This window comes from Paenibacillus sp. JJ1722 (assembly GCF_048282685.1).
GTDB lineage: Bacteria > Bacillota > Bacilli > Paenibacillales > Paenibacillaceae > Paenibacillus > Paenibacillus polymyxa_B.
Map to the genome: position 1 here is coordinate 2,269,396 of NZ_CP182500.1, position 24,672 is coordinate 2,294,067.

General features: G+C 45.6%; 24 protein-coding genes. All 24 read left to right on the forward strand.

The features are described from left to right. Positions 1–31 precede the first annotated feature (31 nt). The 24 genes from ACM1ND_RS10315 (at position 32) to infB (ending at position 24,660) form a co-directional block, all read left to right on the forward strand. Positions 32–493: a chemotaxis protein CheW gene (locus tag ACM1ND_RS10315; RefSeq protein WP_007430046.1), complete on the forward strand. Its 462-nt coding sequence runs from the start codon at positions 32–34 to the stop codon at positions 491–493. A 3-nt stretch (positions 494–496) separates the two neighbouring features. Then, positions 497–1,123, forward strand: a complete 627-nt coding sequence (locus ACM1ND_RS10320; protein ID WP_023988204.1) for a chemotaxis protein CheC — start codon at positions 497–499, stop codon at positions 1,121–1,123. Further along, positions 1,116–1,613, forward strand: coding sequence for a chemotaxis protein CheD (locus ACM1ND_RS10325; protein WP_010346358.1), 498 nt, complete (start codon positions 1,116–1,118; stop codon positions 1,611–1,613). The genes ACM1ND_RS10320 and ACM1ND_RS10325 overlap by 8 nt, the downstream gene beginning before the upstream one ends. 2 nt (positions 1,614–1,615) lie before the next feature. Next, the gene (locus ACM1ND_RS10330) at positions 1,616–2,029 is read left to right on the forward strand and encodes a hypothetical protein (RefSeq protein WP_013309910.1); all 414 of its coding nucleotides are present in this window, start codon (positions 1,616–1,618) and stop codon (positions 2,027–2,029) included. Positions 2,030–2,043: 14 nt separating this feature from the next. After that, a complete protein-coding gene (locus tag ACM1ND_RS10335; RefSeq protein WP_013309911.1) occupies positions 2,044–2,832 on the forward strand; it encodes a FliA/WhiG family RNA polymerase sigma factor in 789 nt (262 codons plus the stop codon). 44 nt (positions 2,833–2,876) lie between these two features. Next, positions 2,877–4,286: a DUF342 domain-containing protein gene (locus tag ACM1ND_RS10340; protein WP_023988205.1), complete on the forward strand. Its 1,410-nt coding sequence runs from the start codon at positions 2,877–2,879 to the stop codon at positions 4,284–4,286. A gap of 81 nt (positions 4,287–4,367) precedes the next feature. Continuing rightward, the gene (locus ACM1ND_RS10345; RefSeq protein ID WP_023988206.1) at positions 4,368–4,688 is read left to right on the forward strand and encodes a hypothetical protein; all 321 of its coding nucleotides are present in this window, start codon (positions 4,368–4,370) and stop codon (positions 4,686–4,688) included. Between the two features lie 41 nt (positions 4,689–4,729). Next, positions 4,730–5,362: a hypothetical protein gene (locus ACM1ND_RS10350; RefSeq protein ID WP_209941764.1), complete on the forward strand. Its 633-nt coding sequence runs from the start codon at positions 4,730–4,732 to the stop codon at positions 5,360–5,362. Beyond that, a complete protein-coding gene (locus ACM1ND_RS10355; RefSeq protein WP_209941773.1) occupies positions 5,359–6,006 on the forward strand; it encodes an endolytic transglycosylase MltG in 648 nt (215 codons plus the stop codon). Before ACM1ND_RS10350 ends, ACM1ND_RS10355 begins: the two co-directional genes overlap by 4 nt. A 253-nt stretch (positions 6,007–6,259) precedes the next feature. Continuing rightward, positions 6,260–6,958 (forward strand): 30S ribosomal protein S2, encoded by a 699-nt coding sequence (rpsB, locus tag ACM1ND_RS10360; RefSeq protein WP_013309916.1) that lies wholly within the window; start codon positions 6,260–6,262, stop codon positions 6,956–6,958. A 131-nt stretch (positions 6,959–7,089) separates the two neighbouring features. Further along, positions 7,090–7,740: a translation elongation factor Ts gene (gene tsf / locus ACM1ND_RS10365; protein WP_013309917.1), complete on the forward strand. Its 651-nt coding sequence runs from the start codon at positions 7,090–7,092 to the stop codon at positions 7,738–7,740. A gap of 121 nt (positions 7,741–7,861) precedes the next feature. After that, complete coding sequence (gene pyrH / locus ACM1ND_RS10370) at positions 7,862–8,590, forward strand: UMP kinase (RefSeq protein WP_013309918.1); 729 nt, start codon at positions 7,862–7,864, stop codon at positions 8,588–8,590. Further along, a complete protein-coding gene (gene frr, locus ACM1ND_RS10375) occupies positions 8,590–9,144 on the forward strand; it encodes a ribosome recycling factor (RefSeq protein WP_023988209.1) in 555 nt (184 codons plus the stop codon). Before pyrH ends, frr begins: the two co-directional genes overlap by 1 nt. Positions 9,145–9,228: 84 nt before the next feature. Continuing rightward, positions 9,229–9,996: an isoprenyl transferase gene (locus ACM1ND_RS10380; RefSeq protein WP_023988210.1), complete on the forward strand. Its 768-nt coding sequence runs from the start codon at positions 9,229–9,231 to the stop codon at positions 9,994–9,996. Positions 9,997–10,013: 17 nt separating this feature from the next. Then, positions 10,014–10,805 carry a phosphatidate cytidylyltransferase gene (locus ACM1ND_RS10385; protein ID WP_023988211.1) on the forward strand — a complete coding sequence of 264 codons (792 nt, stop codon included), beginning with the start codon at positions 10,014–10,016 and terminating at the stop codon, positions 10,803–10,805. Positions 10,806–10,951: 146 nt separating this feature from the next. After that, complete coding sequence (locus ACM1ND_RS10390) at positions 10,952–12,091, forward strand: 1-deoxy-D-xylulose-5-phosphate reductoisomerase (protein ID WP_053325266.1); 1,140 nt, start codon at positions 10,952–10,954, stop codon at positions 12,089–12,091. A gap of 107 nt (positions 12,092–12,198) precedes the next feature. Continuing rightward, on the forward strand, positions 12,199–13,470 hold the full coding sequence (gene rseP, locus ACM1ND_RS10395; protein WP_023988213.1) for an RIP metalloprotease RseP: 1,272 nt from the start codon (positions 12,199–12,201) through the stop codon (positions 13,468–13,470). 51 nt (positions 13,471–13,521) lie between these two features. Further along, complete coding sequence (gene proS, locus ACM1ND_RS10400) at positions 13,522–14,970, forward strand: proline--tRNA ligase (RefSeq protein ID WP_013309924.1); 1,449 nt, start codon at positions 13,522–13,524, stop codon at positions 14,968–14,970. 202 nt (positions 14,971–15,172) lie between these two features. Continuing rightward, complete coding sequence (locus tag ACM1ND_RS10405) at positions 15,173–19,489, forward strand: PolC-type DNA polymerase III (RefSeq protein ID WP_068940658.1); 4,317 nt, start codon at positions 15,173–15,175, stop codon at positions 19,487–19,489. 312 nt (positions 19,490–19,801) lie between these two features. After that, entirely contained in the window at positions 19,802–20,263 is a 462-nt protein-coding gene (gene rimP, locus ACM1ND_RS10410; protein ID WP_418027633.1) for a ribosome maturation factor RimP, read from the forward strand. 101 nt (positions 20,264–20,364) lie between these two features. After that, positions 20,365–21,462, forward strand: coding sequence for a transcription termination factor NusA (nusA, locus tag ACM1ND_RS10415; RefSeq protein ID WP_013309927.1), 1,098 nt, complete (start codon positions 20,365–20,367; stop codon positions 21,460–21,462). A 25-nt stretch (positions 21,463–21,487) separates the two neighbouring features. Further along, positions 21,488–21,796, forward strand: a complete 309-nt coding sequence (gene rnpM, locus ACM1ND_RS10420; protein ID WP_007430067.1) for an RNase P modulator RnpM — start codon at positions 21,488–21,490, stop codon at positions 21,794–21,796. Further along, on the forward strand, positions 21,789–22,112 hold the full coding sequence (locus ACM1ND_RS10425; protein WP_025720915.1) for a L7Ae/L30e/S12e/Gadd45 family ribosomal protein: 324 nt from the start codon (positions 21,789–21,791) through the stop codon (positions 22,110–22,112). The genes rnpM and ACM1ND_RS10425 overlap by 8 nt, the downstream gene beginning before the upstream one ends. Continuing rightward, the gene (gene infB, locus ACM1ND_RS10430) at positions 22,105–24,660 is read left to right on the forward strand and encodes a translation initiation factor IF-2 (protein WP_028542714.1); all 2,556 of its coding nucleotides are present in this window, start codon (positions 22,105–22,107) and stop codon (positions 24,658–24,660) included. The genes ACM1ND_RS10425 and infB overlap by 8 nt, the downstream gene beginning before the upstream one ends. Positions 24,661–24,672 lie beyond the last annotated feature (12 nt).

Sequence of the window (24,672 nt, forward strand, 5' to 3'; positions counted from 1 at the left end):
TTGCTGACATCAATAAGGAGGGTTTTTAGACATGGGAGAAGAAATTAAAGTTATCGTATTTAAGCTTGGTGAAGAGGAATACGGTGTTGAAGTAGAAAAAGTCCAATCTATTGAACGCATGGTGCCGATTACACGGGTTCCAAGAACCTACGATTTTGTTAAAGGCGTATTCAACATGAGAGGCGTAGTCATTCCGGTTATTGATCTTCGTGGCCGATTTGGATTGCCTGAAGCTGAATATACCGATCAAACTCGCATCATTATCGTTGCAGTGGGTGAAATGCAAGTCGGCTTTATCGTTGACTCAGCGAATGACGTTATTGACCTGAATACTGACAATATCGAGACACCACCGGAAGTGATTGGCGGAGTTAAGGCTAAATACCTTCGCGGAGTTGCTAAAATTGGTGAAGAGCGCTTGTTGATTATGCTGAACTTGTCCGAAGTCCTGAATCGTAGCGAGATGAACCAACTGGAAGGCTTAGAGGATTAACATATGGAAAATCTCGGAAATCTTGAAGACTTCAAGTTGGATGTGTTGAAAGAAGTCGGCAACATTGGCTCGGGGAACGCTGCTACAGCGCTCTCCCGGCTTCTCAATAAACCGGTCGATATGGGTGTCCCCAAAGTACAAATGCTGCCCTTTGAGGAAATTGCCGAGAAAGTCGGCGGCTATGAGCAACTTGTTGTTGCAATATTTTTTAGGGTAGAAGGGGAAGCCCCCGGGAATCTATTCTTCATATTGCAGCCTCAGGCGGCAAAAAGCTTACTTTCCCGTTTGGCGAATATTCCTTCAGATGACGAGGACAGTTTTAACGAAATGGAGCACTCAGCCCTGTCGGAGATCGGAAACATTTTAGCGGGCTCATACCTGTCTTCGCTGGCAGACTTTACGCGTTTATCTATGTATCCAACAGTCCCTGCGCTGGCGTTGGACATGGCAGGAGCAATTCTCAGCTATGGACTGCTGCAGTTTGGGCAGATGGGGGATGCTGCATTATTGATTGACACATCGTTTCTGGAAGGGCAGAATCAGATAGAGGGTCAATTTTTCCTGATTCCTGATCCAGAATCGTTCGGGAAAATCTTTAGGTCGTTAGGAGTCCCGATGAACGATGATTGAGGATAAAAGCATCATTAAAGTCGGTATGGCTGACTTAAATGTTACCAGTAACCCGAACTCGATTCGCACGACAGGACTTGGCTCCTGCGTCGGATTGACTCTCTACGATCCTCATTTGAAATTGGCAGGTATGGCACATGTGATGCTACCATCCTCGGATATTGCACGTGAAGGGCAACTGAATATTGCTAAATACGCCGATACGGCGCTGCCCGAGTTATTTGAGCGGATGCTGAAATTGGGTGCTGAACGACGCAGACTGATTGCCAAAATGGCAGGGGGAGCGCAGATGTTCGCCTTTGCTGGTAGTGGAGACACCATGCGGATTGGTCCACGTAATGTAGAATCATGCAAGGAAATGCTCGTAGATCTCGGCATTCCTTTGATTGCGGAGGACACAGGTGGCAATTATGGACGAACGATTGAGTTGGACTCTGAAACTGGCGTTTTGAATATTCGAAGCGTACAAAAAGGTGTAAAGGAATTATAAACATGTTATTTGGCAGCTTACGCATTAATCTTTGGTCTGGAGTAGTCGGATTTATTCTGACTTTTGTGTTGTCCGTTGGCAGCAATCTGCTGACCACGAGCTTAATTCGTGGCTTGATCGCCTTCGTTTTTTGGTTCCTACTTGCATTTGTGCTGCGCTGGACACTAGGTGTTGTGGCGCGGCCAGATCTGGGGAATGCCCAAAGCCGGGCAAGCTCTCAGGTAGATGGCGTAGGGGGTAACCTGGACCTGACGACACCAGACGAAAATGAAGACCTGAATGAATTGCTGAAACCGAAACCAGAGCAGACGGACGAGGGGAATAATGGTTTCGCACCTTTAAACCCACCTAAGCTGGTTTCCAACAAGGACCCTGAAGAATTGGCCAAGGCCGTTCGTCACCTGACAGACAAATAAGGAGGGTGAAGCCGATGAACGAGCGAAAAGCCGCTCATTTAAACCATTCCGAACTATGGGAACAATGGAAAGAACACGGTGACAAGGAAGCAAAAAAACAGTTAATTGAAAAGTATCTCCATATTGTGGAATATGTGTCAGGCCGTCTTGCAGTAGGATTGCCTAAAAATGTATCCAAGGATGACCTGGCGAGTAATGGCGTTATGGGTTTGATTGACGCTTTAGAGAAATTTGACTATGAGCGTGGCTTGCAGTTTGAGACCTATGCTTCTTGGCGTGTTCGTGGAGCGATTTTGGATGGTCTTCGTCAAGGGGATTGGGTTCCTCGTTCAGTTAGGGAAAAAGCGAAAAAAATCGAGGATGCCTACCAGCATTTGGAACAAAGATATCTACGCACGGTAAGCGACGAAGAGATGAGTCATTATTTGGACGTTTCTGAGAAAGAGTTTCAAAATATGATCCAGGAGGTCGCCGTTATGTCGATTGTCTCACTGGAGGACCCGATCCGCGAAGAGGAATCGGAAACACGGCTTTCCCTTTTGGTGGACGAGAAGGCGAAAAATCCGGATCATAAGGTCAATGAATTTACACTTCGTGATGCCCTTGCACAAGGCATTGATAAATTGACTGAAAAAGAACGTATCGTTGTTTCTTTATTGTATTACGAGGATTTGTCACTCAGTGAAATCGCTGAGGTCATGTCGCTATCTCCATCGCGAATTTCACAGTTGCATTCCAAAGCAATATTACGTCTGAGAGCGACATTGGACAAACAACGGGATTTGCTAATGCGTAAAGATTAACGTACGGGAGGTTACAGTAACAGTTAGACGGAAGGAGCACCCTTGTGGAGAAGCAATATGCTTTGGACCAGTTTTTAAAAGTGGTTGTCTCACCTGACAAACAAACCGCCTACTTGGAGTTTGCCAAACGTGAAGAAGGCTTTGCCTGTTCTGTGGAAGAATTAGAGCGTTTTCTAAGCAACCAAAAAATATCCTACGGTTTAATGACCGATGCAATTCGTGTATTTGCGGCAAGTCCGGAAGATCATTTCTTCGGAAAATTACTGATTGCTCAGGGAAAGCAGCCGATCCATGGCACAGACGGAAAAATTAATCTGGCTGATATTGTGACTGGCGAAGATGCACATAAGCCGCTTGAAACCGTGGATGGACGGGTGGATTATAAAGAATTAACTCGTTTAAGAAATGTAAAACGTGGTCAACTGATTGCCGAACGGGTTGATCCTGTGCCGGGTGTACCGGGGATTGCTGTAACCGGAGAGGAAATTCCTTTTCTTCCAGGTAAAGAGGCGCGTTTTAAAGTCGGAAAAAATGTAGTGATCCATCCAGAAGGTGTTGCGATGTATGCGGCTATTGACGGACTGGTGACTACGACTGAAAAGGGCAAACTTAATGTATTCCCTGTATATGAAGTGAACGGGGACGTCGATTATAGTGTCGGTAACATTGATTTTGTTGGAACCGTCGTCATTCGTGGGAATGTCTTGACTGGTTTTCGTGTTCGGGCGGCTGGCGACATTCGTGTCATCGGTGGTGTGGAAGGCGCTGAAATTGAGGCGGAAGGTTCAGTGGAAATCAGTGGCGGTATTATCGGATACCATAAGGGGTTCGTGAAAGCTGCACAAAATGTCAAATGCTCATTCATACAAGATGGTAACGTGATTGCCGGAGGCGATATACTTGTATCCCAGAGCATCATGCATTCCCAGATTAAAGCGAGTGTAAATGTACTCTGTGAGGGGACCAAAGGGCTTATCGTAGGTGGCAGTGTACAAGCTGGTAAAAAGGTAGTGGCTCGTACCATCGGTAATACGATGTCCACAGCTACTGTTATCGAAGTTGGTGTGCTTCCCGAACTGCGCGATGAACTGACAGAACTCCGCGCACGTTTGAAGCAGCAGACAGACAGTCAGGATAAAACGAATAAGGCTCTTACCATATTGGATCAGCTTGCCGCCGCCGGACAGCTTGCACCTGAAAGAATGGCTATGCGAATCAAGCTGACATCTACTAAAAAGTCTAATGAACAGGAGCTTTTGGAAACCAAGTCCAGAATGCTTGAAATTGAACGAACATTAGAGGATACAAGCCGCGCACGGGTAGAAGTGAAAAATGTGATTTACGGTGGCTCTAAAATAGTTATCGGCAGATATACAAAATTTATTAAAGATTCAGTGGAAAGAATGGCGTTTTATTATCACGAAGGAGACATCAGCATGTCCTCCTACGTGTAATTCGGCACACTGAAAAACAACATTAAACTTTGTATTCCTTGGAAGACAGAACGGATGCCCAATCGGAAAGGGTGTGGTCCAATGAGCTTGAAGGCTGTTGAATTGCAAATTGCCGTACCTCGCACCAGCGAAGCAGGAAAATACCAAAGTGAGTCCCAGCAGCGGCCGATGAATGATCAAGCATTGCTTGGACAAAAGGCCGCGTTGGAGACGGAAAACATGCGTCAGCGAAGCAGTGCCGTAGACCAGTCTGCGGAAACATTCGTCGGTGAGCGGCAAACAGGAGGGCAGAGCAGAGATTCTTCCCAGCAGAGCCGCTCCCGCTCAGATGAGTCTGAGCTACCTAAGGAGCATCCGGCAGAGCATCCGTTCAAGGGACACCATATTGATTTTTCGCTCTGATCCGACAGGTGGAGAAGCGTTATTAAAGGAGACGATGGGCAGTGGATCAACCATGGATTTATATTGTTCTGCTGGGCGCCGCAGCTGTTGTCTACGCCTGGCTTCTGCCTAAGCGTCAGCCAAGCCGGGGAACAGAAGAGGCCGTCGTCCAAAAGGTCGAGGCCACATTGGAGCAATATATGGCCGATATTGAAAACGATAATGACGAGTTGATTGAGCTCGTTTCGGGTATGAAGCAGGAGCATACAGTTAAACAGGCGGCATTACAGGAGCAAGTAGCTGAGCTTCGGCGCCGTATCGTGGAGCTTGAGCACCAGGCTATGTTTGCGACTGTCTCTATGCAAACCGAGCCTGTATCTAAGGAAATACAACATACAGCTACTTCTCATCAGGCAGCGGTTGCATACGGTCAATTTCAAAGTCCGCAACCTGGAATGTCTGTGCAGGAAGGCTACTCTGGTTCAGAAGCTCCCCTCATAACTATGGAGGAGCAGACGGTATTACAAGACCCTGAAACTGAGCAGGAAGCAGAGTCCATCCGTGATCGTTATCAAGAGTTGTTTGCGCTGCATGAGCAAGGCAAGTCAGTGGACTATATAGCCAAGCAATCAGGCATTCAACGGGGTGAAGTACAGCTCATATTGCAACTCGCGGAGCGGGAGGATGTAACGTGATCAAAAACCGTTCATTTATGCTAGGCATGGGTACTGGTCTGATAACGGGGGCATTGCTGTTGCAATTGGCAATGATCGGTCAGGGACAATCACAGCAATCTTCCACAGACCCGAAAAACATGACGCGAGAGCAGTTAGAAAAGGCAGCAGCCGAATTAAATCTTCAGATCAGTGACAGCTCTGATCCGAAAATGACAGAAGAGGAATGGCGTAATAAGGTGATCAAGGAAGGTAATAAAACTCCGGTTGCACCCCAAAAGGCTAAACCAGCTCAAACGCCGGCAACACCAAAGGCACCTGCAAACAGCACATCCTCGACTGCGTCTAAACCTTCGACTAGCACATCGGTTCCACAAAGTCCGAATAAGCCGCAAACTCAAAGATCCGGCACTACACCGACTCCCAATATCCCCAAGCAGCCTGCCACCCCACAAGTGCAGTATAGCATTGCATCGGGAAGCAATTTGAGAAGTGTGGCATCAGGATTGCAACGGGCAGGGGTCGTATCTGATGCTAGTGCATTTGAGGCAGCAGCTAAGGCCGAAAAAATCAATACCAAAATTCGTACGGGTACCTATCAGTTTGCTAAAGGTGAGGATTTCAGTTCTATTATTACTAAAATTACGAAAAAGCCGTCCAACTGACCAGACCGGGAAGTGGACGGCTTTTATTCATGCTGACAAGTTCGATAAGTGGCGTAAAACGTCACATTTTGCGTTGTTCCAACTATTGTCGAAAAGTTGGTTGCAACGATGCAAGTGTTATGGTATATTAATTGACGGTGTTAAAAACGCACGTCGGTTAATTTTATAGAGGGTGCTTTCCAATGGAAAGTCTTTATGAAAAATGATGTCGGCGGAGGACACACAAAAAACCAAACTTAGGAGGTGCGTGAAGATGGCAGTAATCTCCATGAAACAGCTTTTGGAAGCTGGGGTTCACTTTGGTCACCAAACACGTCGCTGGAACCCGAAAATGGATCGTTATATCTTCACTGAAAGAAACGGTATTTACATCATTGACTTGCAAAAGACAGTGAAAAAGGTTGAGGAAGCTTACAACTTCGTAAAAAGCATTGCAGCTGAGAATGGTACAATTCTGTTCGTAGGCACGAAGAAACAAGCACAAGATTCCGTTAAAGAAGAAGCAGCACGCGCTGGTCAATTCTACATTAACCAACGTTGGTTGGGTGGTACGCTGACTAACTTCCAAACGATTCAAAAACGTATTGACCGTTTGAAACAACTGGAAGCTTGGGAAGAAGACGGTACATTTGCAGTTCTTCCTAAAAAAGAAGTTATCATTCTTCGCAAAGAAAAAGATCGTCTTGAAAAATTCTTGGGCGGTATCAAAAACATGAAGGGCCTTCCGAGTGCTCTGTTCATCATTGATCCACGCAAAGAACGTATCGCGGTTGCTGAAGCTCGCAAATTGGGTATCCCAATCGTAGGTATCGTTGATACAAACTGCGATCCAGACGAAATCGACTATGTTATCCCAGGTAATGACGACGCAATCCGCGCTGTTAAATTGCTGACAGGTAAAATGGCTGATGCAGTTATGGAAGCAAACCAAGGCGAAGAAACTACAGCATAATATTTCCATTAGGAAATACCTATATGAATTAAATGAAAAGGGTGGTTGGCAGGTGTATAACCTCTCACTACCCTTTTTTTAAGGAATAAAGCACGGTATACCACTGAAAATCAAATTTGGAGGGAAATAATATGGCAGTTAATGCTAGCGCAGTAAAAGAGCTTCGTGAAAAAACAGGCGCAGGAATGCTAGATTGTAAAAAAGCGCTTGAAGAAGCAAACGGTGATTTGACAAAAGCGGTTGAAGTTCTGCGCGAAAAAGGACTTGCAGCTGCAGCCAACAAAGCAGGTCGTATTGCTACTGAAGGTGTTGTTGAATCCTACATTCATGCTGGCGGCCGTATCGGCGTACTGGTAGAAGTAAACTGCGAAACAGACTTCGTAGCTAAAACAGACCAGTTCAGAGATTTTGTACGCGACATTGCAATGCATATCGCTGCATCGAACCCTCGTTATGTCCGTCGTGAAGAAGTGCCACAGGAAGAAATCGAAAAAGAAAAAGAAATCCTGAAAGCACAAGCTCTGAACGAAGGTAAACCAGAGAAAATCGTTGAGAAAATGGTTGAAGGCCGCATTGGTAAGTTCTATGAAGAGTTCTGTTTGCTGGAGCAATCTTTCATCAAAGATCCGGACAAAACAATCTCCACGCTTATCAACGAAAAAATCAGTACAATTGGCGAAAACATCTCCCTGCGTCGCTTTGTTCGTTTTGAACTGGGTGAAGGTTTGGAGAAAAAAGAAGACAACTTCTACGAAGAAGTTATGTCTCAAGTGAAACAATAATTACCAACGAACGGTAATTGCATATGAAAAAAACGGAAATGGAACACATCAGTGTTCCTTTTCTTGCAACAGGACACCTATCCTGTTACATAAAGTATAAATGATATTGGAGGGTGATCATTTGGAAAAACCTGTGTTTAAGCGTGTTGTCCTGAAAGTTAGTGGTGAATCGCTGTCAGGCCCTAACGGTTACGGTATTGATGCGGATACGATTGCGTCCATTGCTGAACAAGTCAAAGATGTGGTGGAACTGGGAGTAGAAGTTGCTATCGTGTGTGGTGGCGGTAACATCTGGCGTGGTATTGCTGGAAGTGCCAACGGAATTGACCGGGCCACGGCAGATTACATGGGTATGCTGGCAACAGTGATGAACTCACTGGCCTTACAGGATGCTTTGGAACAGATTGAAGTACCTACGCGTGTACAAACATCCATTGCGATGCAACAGATTGCAGAACCATACATCCGCCGTAGAGCTATCCGTCATTTGGAAAAAGGTCGGGTTGTAATTTTTGCAGCAGGTACAGGTAATCCGTTCTTCTCGACTGATACTACAGCTGCACTGCGTGCCGCTGAGATTGAAGCGGAAGTGATTCTGATGGCTAAAAATAAAGTGGATGGCGTATATTCTGCTGATCCGTTTAAAGATAGCACAGCTGAGAAATATGAGCAGCTTACGTATTTGGATGTGCTCAACAAAAATCTCGGTGTCATGGATTCTACTGCTTCCTCGTTGTGCATGGATAACAATATTCCGTTGATTGTCTTTGCTATTACAGAGCAAGGTAACATTAAACGTGTCGTGCTGGGTGAAAAAATTGGTACGATCGTCAAAGGGAGTGTAAATTAATGCCACAATCTGTGAAAAAGAGTGCTGAGGAGCGCATGCAAAAAGCAATCCAAGCATTGCAACGTGATCTTGCATCTTTGCGTGCAGGACGGGCGACACCAGCTTTACTGGACCGTGTGCAGGTAGAGTATTATGGTGCAATGACTCCAGTCAACCAGCTGGCGAATGTCAATACACCTGACAGCCGGACCTTGATGATTCAGCCTTGGGACAAATCTTCCTTGGCCGATATCGAGCGCGCTATACAAAAATCCGATTTAGGTTTGACACCTTCGAATGATGGCAACACCATTCGTCTGAGCATTCCTGCTTTGACGGAGGAGCGCAGAACTGACTTGGTGAAGTTGACGAAAAAGAACGGTGAAGAAGCGAAGGTCGCTATTCGTAACATTCGTCGTGATGCAAATGATGACATCAAAAAAATGGAGAAAAGTGATATTTCCGAGGACGAATCTCGTAAATATCAGGAAGATATCCAGAAAACAACTGATAAATTTATTGCTGAAGTGGATAAAGTTTTAGCTGCAAAAGAAAAAGAAATTATGGAAGTTTAAAAGATTGGCAGCCCCTCCCTTACGGTGGGGTTTGTCTCTTTTCAAGCCTGAGGCACATTTTCAGAGAATGCTGGAGGAACTGGAATGATCAAACGGGTTCGGTCTTGGTGGAACGGGGAACAAAAACAGCAAACACCGGCCATTTCAAAAGACAATATTCCGCAGCATGTTGCTGTCATCATGGATGGGAACGGCAGATGGGCCAAACGGATTGGAATGCCGCGGATTGTAGGGCACCAAAATGGAATGAAGGCAGTGAAACGCACAGCAATTGCGGCGGATGAACTGGGTATTAAGTATTTGACTTTGTTTGCATTTTCAACTGAAAATTGGACGCGTCCAAAGGACGAAGTTGATTTTCTAATGCGCTTACCGCAGGAATTTCTGGCTATTGAGCTAGATGAGCTGATTGAAAAAAATGTGCAAGTGCGTATGATGGGAAACAAGGAACATTTACCTTCCCATACCGTTGAGGCGCTGACTGAAGCGACTCGACGAACTGAAAATAATACCGGACTTGTTCTTAATTTCGCATTAAATTATGGAAGTCGGTTGGAAATCACAGAATGCATGCAAACATTGGGGCGTCAAATTGCGGATGGGAAGCTTAAAACAGAAGATATAACATCTGAGCTGATCGGTAATACGTTGCTTTCTAGTGGTATGCCAGACCCTGATTTACTGATTCGAACAAGCGGTGAGCTTAGACTTAGTAATTTTATGCTCTGGCAGCTTGCCTACAGTGAGTTGTGGTTTACTGATATTTATTGGCCTGAGTTTAAGAAAGAACACTTATACGAAGCAGTGATCGAATATCAGCAAAGAACACGGCGGTATGGCGGACTGAAGTAAATGGAGGATGAAAGCCGTTGAGACAGAGATTAATTACCGGTATTCTGGCAGGCATATTCTTTTTGGCGATGGTCCTGTGGGGCGGCTTGGCCTACCATTTGCTTATATTGGCGATGGCCCTAATCGGATTTTATGAGTTCGCACGAATGACGCAGGTATCTCCTTTTGGAGGTACAGCAATACTCGGATACGTAAGCATATTAGCTTTTGTATTTCCATATGAACCTTTTGGTTTGCACTCACCCTTACCCATTGCCAGTATGCTTTGGCTGGTAATGATAGCTTTTATGATCATCACGGTAGGAACGAAAAATAAAATCCCAATTCAAACGGTAGCTATACTATTCCTTGGTACCGTTTATATAGGGTTTGGATTTTCGTATATAGCGGAATCACGTCATATGGAACATGGACTGTTATGGACTTTTTTATTGTTGGCTTGTATTTGGGCAAGTGATGCAGGGGCATATTTTGTAGGCAAAATGGCAGGGAAGACGAAACTATGGCCTGCGATTAGTCCAAACAAAACGGTCGAAGGATCCATTGGCGGCATTGTTTTAGCGTTGGTTATAGCTCTAGTATTCGCTGGATTGTCAGGTGGACTGCTGCCATGGGGCAAAGCCATCGGCATCGGTTTGTCGTGTGCAGTTGTGGGACAACTGGGCGATTTGGTACAATCTGCATACAAACGAGTGTACGGCATTAAAGATTCCGGTAATCTGCTGCCAGGGCACGGTGGTATACTAGACCGCTGCGACAGCTGGATTGTCGTTTTTCCATTTGTACATATGCTGATGCTGCTTCCATGAGTCTGTTGATTACAGTTTATGCTCAGGCTTAATCTCTATGTTGCTCACTCTGCGTTATTAGAAGGATGGAACCAGTAGCATAGCTGCCTGAATAACAAACAATGAGCTCCTGGCTAAAAGTGATTTTCAGGATAGGAAGGTGCATCATGAAAAGAATTACGGTACTTGGTTCAACCGGATCTATTGGAACTCAAACGCTGGATGTAGTGTCCATGCACCCGGATCAGTTTACTGTTGAGGCTTTAGCAGGTGGTTCTAATATAAAGTTACTTGCTGAGCAGGCGCATCTCTATAAACCCAAAAAGGTGTCTGTGGGTACTCGGCAGTTGGCGGATGAAATTCGTCCTTTACTGCCTTCTGGAATGGAACTGTATTGGGGAAATGAAGGACTCGTTGAGCTTGCTGCGAACACAGAGGCGGATATGGTTGTGACGGCTGTAATGGGCAGTGTCGGATTGCACTCCACGCTGGCCGCGATTGAGGCTGGAAAACAGATCGGTTTGGCCAATAAGGAAACACTGGTTACTGCTGGTCATCTGGTCACAGCGCGGGCTCGGGCGAAAGGAGTGCCGTTGCTGCCGATTGACAGTGAGCATTCAGCTATTTTCCAATGCTTGAATGGTGAGCGTATGAAAGATGTGGCACATATTACCCTCACAGCATCAGGGGGTTCTTTTCGAGATTTGACAAGAGAACAGTTGCGTGAAGTTACCGTGGAAGATGCACTCAAGCATCCCAATTGGTCAATGGGGGCCAAAATTACGATTGATTCAGCAACGATGGTAAACAAGGGGCTGGAAGTCATTGAGGCGCATTGGCTATTCGGACTTGATTATGAGCAGATTCATGTGTTGCTTCATCCGGAAAGCATTATTCATTCCTATGTTGAGTTTCAGGATACAAGCATTGTTGCTCAACTTGGGAATCCGGACATGAGAGTACCCATTCAATATGCGTTGACTTACCCTGAGCGTATGAAGTCCCCGGCGAAGCCGTTGTCACTGGCTGAAGTGGGTAGACTCCATTTTAAGGAAATGGATTATAATCGTTTTCCTTGTTTAAGGCTTGCCTTCGAATGTGGTAAAATGGGTGGTACAGCACCGACCGCATTTAATGCAGCTAATGAGATTGCTGTTGCCCGTTTCCTGCGTGGAGAAATTTCTTTTCTGCATATTGAAGCTATTATTGAACGTGTGCTGGAGCGGCATGTCAATGTGGCTAATCCTGATCTTTCTGCGATTGAAGCCTGTGACGGAGAGACTCGTAGCATAGCTGCGGGGTTGTAGGCTAATGCTGGGTTAAGAAACGAAATGTGATTCTCTTGTGCGGGATTGGAGAATAATGATAATCTAGGAAGACAAACTCGATCTCATTGAAAGGGGAACGGAAACGATTGGAAACGATTCAAATAGTGTTGATGACGGTGCTCATGTTTTTCGTCATAGTGACGGTGCATGAATGGGGGCATTATTATTTTGCCAAGCGCGCCGGGATTCTGGTACGGGAGTTTGCGATCGGTTTCGGTCCGAAACTGTTTTCTTATAAAAGAAACGAGACGCGATTTACGCTGCGTTTGTTGCCGTTTGGTGGCTTTGCCCGCATGGCGGGAGAGGATCCGGAGATCAATGAAATTGAGACCGGACAAACGATTGCTGTACGCGTAACGGATGACGTCGTTAAAACCATCTATCTAGATCAACTGGATAATCGCAAGAATGTGGTACGCGGCGAAGTGTTGGATATTGATCTGGAACAGTCGTTAACTTTAAAATTGGATGTAGATGGCGAAGATCAGCAATACACAGTACACCCGCAAGCGATGATGGTAACCAAAGGACAATCCATTCAGATTGCACCAAAGGATCGGCAGTATGGGAGTAAAACAGTAGGACAGCGTGCGATGGCTATTTTTGCTGGACCACTGATGAATTTTATACTTGCCTTTATTCTGTTTGGTCTTCATATTCAGATGGTCGGCATACAAGTGGACAACCCGACCTATGTCCAAATTAGTGAAATTACAGCAGGTATGCCCGCTGCTGAAGCTGATTTGCATAAGGGAGATATCATCGAATCGGTGAATGGAATAGCCATTGGTGCAAATGTTGAAAACATGATCAAACTGATTGCGGATTCTCAAGACAAGCCGATGAAGTGGACGGTTCGCCGTGATAATAAGACCTTTGATCTTACTATTACACCTCGTGCAATGGAAGGACAAAAGGGTGGCAAGGTGGGCATTGTGCCTGAACTTCCAAAACGCCAAGCAGGTGTGGGTGAAACGTTCAAATTTGCCGGACAATCCATGGTCAGAACGACCGATATTATTTTCCAAGGATTTAGCCAGCTCATTCAACGTTTTTCTATCAACGACCTGGGAGGCCCGGTACGTACTTTTGAAGTGACGGGGCAAATTGCCAAGCAGGGGATTGAGCAGTTGACATATTGGACTGCTATAATGAGTCTTTATCTGGGGATATTTAATTTATTGCCTATTCCGGCGCTGGATGGAAGCAGACTTGTTTTCCTTGGTGTGGAGGCGGTAAGAGGACGTCCCGTTGATCCGAGCAGGGAAGGAATGGTCCATTTCGTTGGTTTTGCTATGCTATTCCTGCTTATGATTGCGGTCACGTATAACGATATTTTACGCTTAATTAATGGTTAATTAGAGACGGACTTATATAAAAACGGTCTATATGGGAGGACATGCATTTCTATGTCGAATGATAAACAGTTTGTCGAGGAAATTACGCCGCAGAGCGAAGATTTTTCCCGATGGTATATTGATGTTATTAAAAAAGCAGAACTGATGGATTATTCCCCTGTTCGCGGATGTATTGTATTCCGCCCCGATGGTTTTGAAATTTGGGAGCATATCAAGGAAGCCATGGACGTGCGTTTCAGAGAAACAGGCCACCGTAATGCCTATTTCCCAATGTTCATTCCCGAAAGCTTTTTTCAAAAGGAAAAAGAGCATGTTGAAGGGTTTAATCCTGAACTACCTTGGGTAACCGAGGCTGGTGGAGAAAAGCTGGAAGAGCGTCTTGCAATACGTCCGACTTCGGAAACCATGATAGGTCATATGTACTCTAAATGGATTCAATCCTATCGTGATCTGCCGGTGCTTATTAACCAATGGGCTAACGTAGTGCGTTGGGAAAAACGCACACTGCCTTTCTTGCGCACAAGTGAATTTTTGTGGCAAGAAGGTCACACGGCCCATGAAACAGAAGAAGAAGCACGTGAAGAAACGATGAAAATGCTGGAAGTATACCGTGAGGTTATTGAGGAAGTTCTAGCTATTCCAGTTATTACTGGACAGAAAACACCTTCTGAAAAGTTTGCAGGTGCGAAGGATACATTTTCACTGGAAGCGATGATGAAGGATGGACGGGCGGTACAAGCTGGGACTTCCCACTATATGGGAACTAATTTTGCTGTTGCATTTGACATTAAATATTTGAGCCGTGAAAACAACCTGGAATTCGCGCATACGACTTCATGGGGAACAAGTACACGTTTGATCGGCGCACTGATTATGGTCCATGGAGATGACCGTGGTCTGGCATTACCTCCTAAAGTTGCGCCTACGCAGGTTATTATGGTTCCAATTGGACCACCTAAGAAGCGTGATGCCGTTATCGCTCGTGCAGATGAACTATTTGCTGAGTTGAAACAAGCGGGAGTGCGTGTTAAAATGGACGACCGCAGTGATGTAAGCCCAGGCTGGAAATTTAATGAATATGAAATGCGCGGTGTGCCGGTTCGTATGGAAATCGGGCCTCGTGATATGGAAAACGGCGTCTGTGTGCTCGTATCCCGTATCAGCGGTGAGAAAAAAATCGTGCAGCAGGATAATCTGGTTGAGGAAGTACACGCGATGCTCGCACAGGTACAGCAGGAGATGTTTGATCGTGCGAAAAATTTCATGGAAGAAAATTTCTATTCTGTCGATACGTTGGACGAAATGAAGACTCTCATGGAGGAAAAACGCGGTTTTACTTTGGCAGGTTGGTGCGGATCTGAAGAATGTGAAGACAAAGTTAAAGAAGTGACAGGTGCTACAAGCCGTAATATACCGTTTAAAACAACCGAGCAAAAGTCCACATGTTTGTGCTGTGGCAAACCTGCCAAGCATACAGTAGTGTTCGCACGGGCGTACTAATATAGAAGTAGGGCAATACCACTATACTCACTTCATTCTCTTCGCCGACAGGGTAGCTGTTACCGGACAATGTTCCGAAGGATCTATGTCGTTGTGAGGAGGATTAAAGAGGGTTACGAAAAGCTTTTGCGGTCGGAGATGTTTTTGACGCAGAAGCTTTTCATGTTTTCAGAATGGTAGATTTGAAATTGGGGGGAGAGCCATGGGCGGAGCTGAAGAAAAGAGAAAGCGGCTGGAACTGCTGATGAAGCAGGTTGTGATGCCGACGGGAGTGGTTGAACCTTATTTTTTGGACGGTTGGATTGATCAAGTGGAGATTAGCCGTACCAATAAGGATTGGAATATCACTATTGCCAAGGAGACACTGGTCCCCGCTCAGGTGTATCGTACGTTCTGTATTCAAGTACAGGAAAAAATGAGTCACATCGCAAAAATTACGTTCCGTTTTCAGTATAGTGAGCAGATTCAGCCGGGTGATATCATTAGTGAATACTGGAAACTTTTTCTAGAGTGGGTACATCGTGAGATTCCTTCTGTTAACGGTTGGTTGAATCGGGCTGTGCATGAGTGGGAAGACGGTCTATTATTGCTAACGATGAGCGACAGTATGTCATTGGAACTGGCGCGTAAAAAGCAGATAGATCAAGCTATCATCAAATTTTACAATAAATATTTCGGGCTCTCTATGCGCATTAAAGTCCAGGTGGGTGAAAGTAACCAGGAGGCATTACAGCAATTCCAAGAGAAGAAGATGCAGGAAGAACGCGAAGTTATTCAGCAGATGATGGAAAGTATGGAATCCGAAATGCCGCCTTTGGACGAAGAAGAAGGAGACGTACGGCTTCAATTTGGTTATGACATCAAAGAACCGGCTGTTCCGATGCAAGATATTCAGGACGAAGAAAAGAAAGTCACCTTACAAGGGACAATCTTCGGTTTGGATAGTAAAGAATTGCGCAATGGCAGTACGTTGTTTACGTATTATTTGACCGACTTTAGTGATTCCCTGCAAATGAAAATGTTTGCTAAAACTAAAGAAGATCTGAAGATCCTCAGTTTGTTGGCTAACGGGAAATGGGTCAAAGTGCGGGGGCGAGTTGAATATGATCGTTTTATGCAAATTCCCGAGCTGGTTATGATTCCTTCCGATCTAGTTGAAGTACAGGCTCCACCCACACGTAAGGATAAGGCAGAGGAAAAACGGGTTGAGTTCCATCTACACACAAAGATGAGTGCAATGGATGCTGTCGCCTCGATTGATCAATACGTCAAAACAGCCGCCAAATGGGGGCACAAAGCGATTGCGGTCACCGATCACGGTGGTGTGCAATGCTATCCTGATGCAGCAAAAGCAGCGAAGAAAAACGGAATTAAAATGATCTACGGTATTGAGGCTAACGTGGTTAATGATGCCGTTGAGGTTGTAATGCAGGCACAACCATTAAATTTGAAAACAGCGACTTATGTCGTTTTTGATATTGAAACCACCGGTTTATCGGTTACACAGAATAAAATTATTGAGATTGCGGCTGTAAAAATGCATGATGGCAAAGAAGTTGATCGTTATGCTACCTTTGTCAATCCGCATGAGCGTATACCCTACAATATCCAACAACTGACCAACATTAACGATGAAATGGTCAAGGATGCGCCGGATGTAGAACCTGTTATGAAGGAGTTTGTAGCTTTTGCTGGCGATGCTGTATTGGTTGCCCATAATGCGCGATTTGATGTCGGCTTTATCCAGGCCACCCTTCGAAATATGGGCTTGCCTGAAATGACCAATCCGGTACTGGATACGCTCGAACTGGCTCGTTTACTGTTTCCAACGATGAAAAACCACCGTCTGAATACGCTGACGACCAAATATAAAGTGGCGCTCGAAAGCCATCACCGGGCCATTGACGATACAGTCGCACTGACTGAAGTGCTGAATGGCTTGCTGAATGATGCGGAACAAATTAAGGGTTTAAAAATGCTCGATCGTCTGAATGATTATGTGGGTAAGGATTTATCGACCGTTCGTCCTTTTCACTGCTGTATTTATGCCCTCAACCCGATTGGTAAAAAAAATCTGTACAAGCTGGTTTCGATGTCTCATACCGAATATTTCAAGCGTGTGCCTTGTATTCCTAAATCAAAATTGTCAGAAATGAGAGACGGGTTGCTTATTATTTCTGGCTGCGAAAAAGGAGAGTTCTTCGAGGCTGTGTTGAACAAGTCCGAGGAAGAGGCCGAGGAAATTGCACAGTTTTATGATGTGTTGGAGATTCAGCCTTTGACAATGTATATGCATCTAGTGGAAAAGCAATTGGTAAGTGGGCCTGATGCTCTGAAAACGGCGATACGCAAAGTATGCGAAATTGGTCGGCGACTTGATAAGCCCGTAATTGCCACAGGTAATGTTCACTATTTGGAAACTCGCGATAAGCTGTACCGTGATATTACGATACACGGCATTACGGGATTTAGCCCGCTAAAAGATATTCGTAAGCCAGATGCGCATTTACGCACCACAGACGAAATGCTGGCAGAATTCGAGTTTTTGGGCGAGGAGAAAGCCTATGAAGTCGTTGTGAAGAATACCATTGAGCTGGCGGATCGGTTTGAGGAGCTGGAGTTGTTCCCTGACAAGCTGTTTACACCTTTGCTGGATGGGGCGGACGAGGAAATCCGCAACACTTGCTACGAGACGGCTAAATCCATCTATGGTGAGGAATTGCCCGAGGTGGTTGTAGCCCGCCTTGAAAAAGAACTGGAGCCGATTATTAAATACGGTTTCTCTGCCAATTATCTCATTTCCGAGCGTCTGGTTAAAAAGTCTAATAAGGATGGATATCTGGTAGGTTCACGGGGTTCTGTTGGATCTTCTGTGGTCGCTACCTTTCTCGGAATTTCCGAGGTTAATCCACTGCCTGCACATTATATTTGTGGTAATCCTGAATGCAGACATAGCGAATGGATTTTGGACGGTAGTGTGCCGAGTGGATTTGACTTGCCAGACAAAAACTGTCCGAACTGTGGTGGCAAATTGAAGGGTGAGGGACAGGATATTCCGTTTGAAACGTTTCTTGGGTTTAAGGGAGATAAAGTTCCCGATATTGACTTGAACTTCTCTGGCGAATATCAGCCTGTCGCACATAACTATACGAAAGTACTGTTTGGTGAGAAAAGTGTATTCCGTGCTGGAACCATAGGTACAGTTGCCGAAAAAACTGCCTTTGGCTTTGCAAAGAAATATGAAGAGGCGCATCATAAAAAATGGCGTGGGGCTGAGCTGAACAGGCTGGCTTCGGGCTGTACAGGGGTCAAACGTAGTACAGGGCAACATCCAGGCGGAATTGTCGTTGTTCCCGATTATATTGAGGTCGAGGATATTACGCCGGTACAGTATCCCGCCGATGATACAAGCTCGGAATGGAAAACAACGCATTTTGATTATCACGCTTTTGATGCGAATTTACTCAAACTCGATATTCTGGGTCATGATGATCCGACTATGATGAGAATGCTTCAGGATTTGACCGGTGTCGATCCTACGACCATTCCAATGAATGATCCTAAAGTGATGAGCATGTTCAACTCCACGGAGGCGCTCGGTGTAACCCCCCAGCAAATCCGCACGCCTGTAGCAACCTATGGTGTACCAGAGATGGGGACGAAGTTTGTACGCCAAATGCTAGTAGAGTCGCAGCCAAGTTCTTTTGCTGATTTACTGCAAATATCCGGACTGTCTCACGGCACGGGCGTATGGCTGGGGAATGCACAGGAACTGATTAAGAATAATACCTGCAACATCAAGACTGTAATTGGTTGCCGTGACGATATTATGCTGTTTCTGATTTACAAGGCAGGGATGGACGCAGGTCTGGCCTTTAAAATTACGGAGAGCGTACGTAAAGGTAAGGGGCTTAGTGCTGAATGGATTGAGGAAATGAAAAAATGCAAAGTGCCACAGTGGTACATTGATTCTTGTCTGAAAATCCAGTACATGTTTCCGAAGGCGCATGCTGCAGCCTATGTTATTTCAGCAGTGCGCACAGCGTACTTTAAGCTGTATCATCCGATTGAATATTATGCGACTTACTTTTCAGTACGTGCAGCCGATTTTGATATTGAGCTGTGCTGTCAGGGATATGATGCAATCGCGCGGAAGATTGTCGAAATCGAGCAGCTCGGCTTTCAGGCACCGCCCAAAGAAAAAGGGATGCTTCCGATCCTAGAAATGGCTCTGGAAATGACGGCTCGCGGGTTTAGTTTTAAATCCATTGATTTGTACCGTTCCGAAGCTACACGCTTCAAGGTCGATGGAGATTCACTCATTCCGCCATTCGGAGCTCTTCAGGGAATTGGAGACAATGCAGCACGTAACATCGCAGCCTCCCGTGAACAGGGTGAATTTTTGTCTGTCGAGGATTTTCAACAAAAATCGAAGGCAAGTAAAACCATTGTCGAAATGCTATCCCAGTTGGGATGCTTTCGAGGTCTGCCAGAGAGTAATCAGCTGTCTCTGTTTTAATCCGAACTACAGTAGTCAAGCTCTGGCACTTGTCACATAACTATGGTTATGTTATAATTTTTTTGGTAATCATGGAGATAAAACCGTTGCTAAAAGAGTGGGGAAACCCACTCTTTACTGTTTGATATACAGTTACAACGTGAAAAGGTTATTTTTGGGCACGAAACCGGTACGCCGGTTTATTTGCAGTGAGCCCGAAATGAACATTACATCAAATGAAAATGAAAATGCCGGTGATGGAGAAGCATTGTCCATGGCAATAGGGCGTCTTTTTTTCACCACAGGAAAGTTCACTTTTGGAGGTTATAATCTTTGAGCACACCAAAGATCAAATCAGTAGTAGAAGAAATGGCCCAACCTTACCTCGATGAGCATGGTTTTGAACTGGTCGATGTCGAGTATGTCAAAGAGGGCAGCAATTGGTTTCTTCGCGTTTTTGTAGACAAAGACGGAGGAATTGATCTGGACGACTGCAGTATGATCAGTGAATATCTGGGTCAAAAGTTGGATGAAAATGACCCTGTTTCTACAGCATATTTTCTGGAAGTGTCTTCACCAGGCGCCGAAAGACCGCTGAAAAAAGCGGAGGACGTTACTAAAGCGGTAGGCAAAAACGTATTCGTTACTACATACGAGCCGATCAACGGCCTGAAGGAATTCGAAGGTCGTTTGCTTTCTTTTGAAGATGGGGAACTCACCGTTCAAAACGGACAAAAGAAGCATGTTATACCTTATGACAAGGTAGCTGGTGCAAGGCTCGCGATCATATTTTAATTCAGATTTGACTGTTGCTGTTTGACATGTACTACACGTTTTTTTACCTCGTGTGCCGACCAGTACGCAGGTGCATCATTTGAAAGGGGGAGCAGTAATCCATGAGTATGGATTTTATTGAAGCAATGAACGAGTTGGAAAGAGAAAAGGGGATCAGCAAGGATGTGCTGTTTGAGGCCATTGAAGCAGCCTTGATTTCCAGTTACAAACGGAATTTCAACACCGCACAAAATGTGCGTGTTGATATGAACCGCAACTCGGGAGTCATTAAGGTATATGCCCGCAAGCTGATCGTTGAGGAGGTATTGGATCCTCGCACCGAGATTTCGTTGCCTGCGGCCCGTGAGATTAACCCGCATTTTCAGTTGGAAGATATCGCTGAAATTGAAGTCACACCACGTGATTTTGGACGGATTGCTGCACAAACTGCGAAGCAGGTCGTGACCCAGCGTATCCGCGAAGCGGAACGGGGACTGATCTACAACAAGTTTGTGGACAAGGAAGAGGATATTGTAACAGGAACTGTACAGCGCCAAGACCCACGTAATATTTATATTGATCTTGGTAAGGTGGAAGCGGTTCTCCCGTTAGGTGAATTGATGCCTAATGAGAAATTTAGCCATCTGGATCGAATTAAGGCTTATATCACCAAGGTAGAAAACACAACCAAAGGACCGCAAATTATGCTGTCCCGATCACATCCGGGTCTGCTTAAGCGTTTGTTCGAACTCGAAGTGCCTGAAATTTTTGATGGTGTTGTAGAGATTCGTTCCGTAGCGCGTGAAGCAGGCTTCCGTTCTAAAATCGCGGTTCATTCCCGTAACGCCGAGGTTGATCCGGTCGGCTCTTGTGTGGGTCCTAGAGGTACACGTGTACAGACCATTGTAAATGAGCTGCGTGGCGAAAAAATTGACATTGTACGTTATTCCGATAATGTTGATGAATACGTGGCTAATGCGCTGAGTCCATCCAAGGTGCTCGAAGTGCAAGTATTTGAAGAAGAGAAAATGGCGCGTGTTATTGTGCCTGATTATCAGCTTTCTCTTGCTATTGGTATCAAAGGGCAAAATGCTCGCCTTGCTGCTAAGCTTACGGGCTGGAAAATTGATATTAAGAGTGAAACACAGGCGGAGGAAGAACTCGGCAGACCGAGAACATCCACCGATGAAATGCATCAGGATTCCGTTTCTGTAGATTAAGCGGAGTGTAGGGGGGGGTTAATGCATGAAACAGAGAAAGATACCTTTGCGCAAATGTGTGGCCTGTCATGAAATGATGCCAAAGAAGCAGTTGATCCGTGTCGTCAAAACCCCTGAAGACGAAGTATTGATTGACTTGACTGGCAAAAAGTCGGGACGCGGCGCTTACTTGTGCGGCAAAGCCGCCTGCTTCAAGCTGGCTCAAAAGAGCAAGGCACTGGATCGAGCATTGAAGCACTCGGTTCATCCTGATATTTATGAGCAGCTAAGTCGTGATTTTGCTGCCGTCGAGGAAGAATTCCTGGCGGCACAAGGCAGCGTGCAGGATGAATAAGGCGCTGTCTGGATTGGGTCTTGCCATGAGAGCTGGCAAGCTGCTAACAGGTGATGAGATCGTTTTTAAAGCGATCAGGTCTTCAGAAGCCAAGCTGGTCATTCTTGCGAAAGATGCTTCAATGAATACTCAAAAGAAATTCCGCGACAAGTGCGGGACGTACAAAATCCCCTTATTGATAGGATTTGACCGGGAAAGCTTGGGAAGCAGTATCGGCAAACCTGAACGGGTTGTGCTGGCTGTGACGGATCAAGGATTCGCGAAATTGATCAAGAAACATGCGGGGATAATGTCGGAGGTGGAGTATATTGAGTAAACAAGAAAGCAAAGACAAAGTGCGGGTATACGAATACGCCAAATCGTTGAACATGAGCAGCAAAGAAATTATCACCATTCTTAAACGGCTGGATATTCCCGTGAACAACCATATGAGCGTCATGGAACATGATGCCGTAGGTAAAGTGGAAAGTTTTTTTAAGAATATTAAATCCAATGCTGCGGCCAAGCAAGGCGGAGCAGGTACGGCGCAAGTAAGCTCGAATCAGGCCGGTTCAAGCCAGAATAGTAATCATTCAACTGAGCAAACCAAAAATCAACAGGAAAAGCAGGTAAGTATGAATAGGACAAACAACAACCAAAACAGTAACCGAAGTAGCGCTCCAAAAGCGCAAAGCAGTCAGCAGGGCGGTCAAAACCGCAGTCAACAAAGTACTAGCAGACCCACTGGTCAGCAAAGTACACAGAACCGCAGTAATGGTCAACAACAGGGAGGACAACAGCGTCCCGGCGGTAACACAGGTTCGCGTCCTCAAGGTAACCAAAGCACTAACTCACGCCCTCAGGGAAGTAGTCAGGGTGGTACGGCTGTAAGAACATCATCCTCCACAGGTAGCAACAATGCGAACCGTAGTGGTGGCAACCGTACAGGTAGTAACTCCAGCAACGGTGGTAACCGTTCCGGTCAAGGACGTTTTGACGATAACCGTCAAGGCGGCGGACGCGGTGGTAACGGTGGTCGTGGAGGCAATAATCGCGGCGGCAGCAATCGTGGCGGGAAATTTAACAATCGTGGTAAAGGTCAACAACAGGAGCGTCGCGAGAAAATCGACAACACGCCTAAGAAAATTATTGTGCGTGGTGAGATGACCGTAGGCGAAACAGCCAAGCTTCTTCATAAGGATGCGTCAGAAGTCATCAAAAAACTGATTGTGCTCGGAACAATGGCGACCATCAACCAGGAACTGGATATGGATACCATCCTCTTGCTTGCCGGAGACTTTGGTGTCGAGGTAGAAGTGAAAATTCCTGTCGAAGAAGATCGTTTTGAAACCGTGGAAGAAAATGATGATCCTGCGGATCTCAAAACACGTCCACCGGTTGTAACGATTATGGGTCACGTCGATCATGGTAAAACAACTTTGCTGGATGCCATTCGCTCAACTAATGTAACCGGTGGCGAAGCTGGCGGTATTACACAGCATATTGGTGCATACCAAGTTGAAATTAACAGCAAAAAAATCACTTTCCTGGATACACCGGGTCACGAAGCCTTTACTGCTATGCGTGCACGTGGTGCCCAAGTGACAGATATGACGATTATCGTGGTTGCAGCTGACGACGGTGTTATGCCACAGACGGTCGAAGCTATTAACCATGCGAAGGCGGCAGGTCTGCCAATTATCGTAGCTGTGAACAAGATCGACAAACCGGATGCCAACCCGGATAAAGTGAAGCAAGAACTCACTGAATATGAATTGGTACCTGAAGAGTGGGGCGGCGATACAATTTTCGTCAACGTTTCCGCGAAACAAAGAATGGGTCTGGAAGACCTTCTCGAGATGATTCTGCTCGTAGCTGAAGTGAATGAGTACAAAGCGAACCCGAACAAACGGGCACGTGGTACCATCATCGAGGCAGAACTGGATAAAGGTCGCGGTTCTGTAGCCCGTATCCTCGTTCAGAACGGTACACTGAAAGTCGGCGATGCTTTCGTAGCGGGTAACTGCTTCGGACGTGTGCGTGCCATGGTCAACGATAAAGGTCGTCGTCTTAAGGAAGCAGGTCCTTCCACTCCAGTTGAAATTACTGGTTTGACAGAAGTTCCACTTGCTGGCGATCCATTCATGGTGTTTGAGGATGAGCGCAAAGCTCGTGCTATTGCTGACAGACGTGCGATCACGCAACGCCAATCTGATCTGGGCAGTAATACCCGTGTAACACTGGATGACCTGTTCCAACACATCAAGGATGGCGAAATGAAGGATCTGAACGTCATTATTAAAGGTGACGTACAAGGTTCCGTCGAAGCGTTGAAAGGTTCCTTGAACAAGATTGAAGTCGAAGGTGTGCGCGTTAAAATTCTTCACAGTGGTGCAGGAGCAATCACTGAATCCGATATTATTTTGGCAGCAGCTTCCAATGCTATTGTCATTGGTTTTAATGTTCGTCCGGATAACCAGGCGAAATCTACAGCGGAAGCTGAAAAAGTGGATATTCGTCTACACCGTGTCATTTACAATGTCATTGAAGAAATAGAGCAAGCCATGAAGGGCATGCTGGATCCTGAATATAAAGAAAATGTGATTGGGCATGCTGAAGTACGTAACGTATTCAAAGTTACTAAAGTCGGTACGATCGCTGGTTGTATGGTTACATCTGGTAAAATTACCCGTTCAGCAGAAGCACGCCTGATTCGTGATGGTATCGTCATTTTTGAAGGTAAAATCGACTCACTGAAACGCTTTAAGGACGACGCAAAAGAAGTTGCCCAAGGTTACGAATGTGGTATTACCCTTGATGGCTATAATGATGTTAAGGAACTCGACATTATTGAAGCGTTCGTCATGGAAACAGTGGAGCGCTAACGGCAGAGAGGT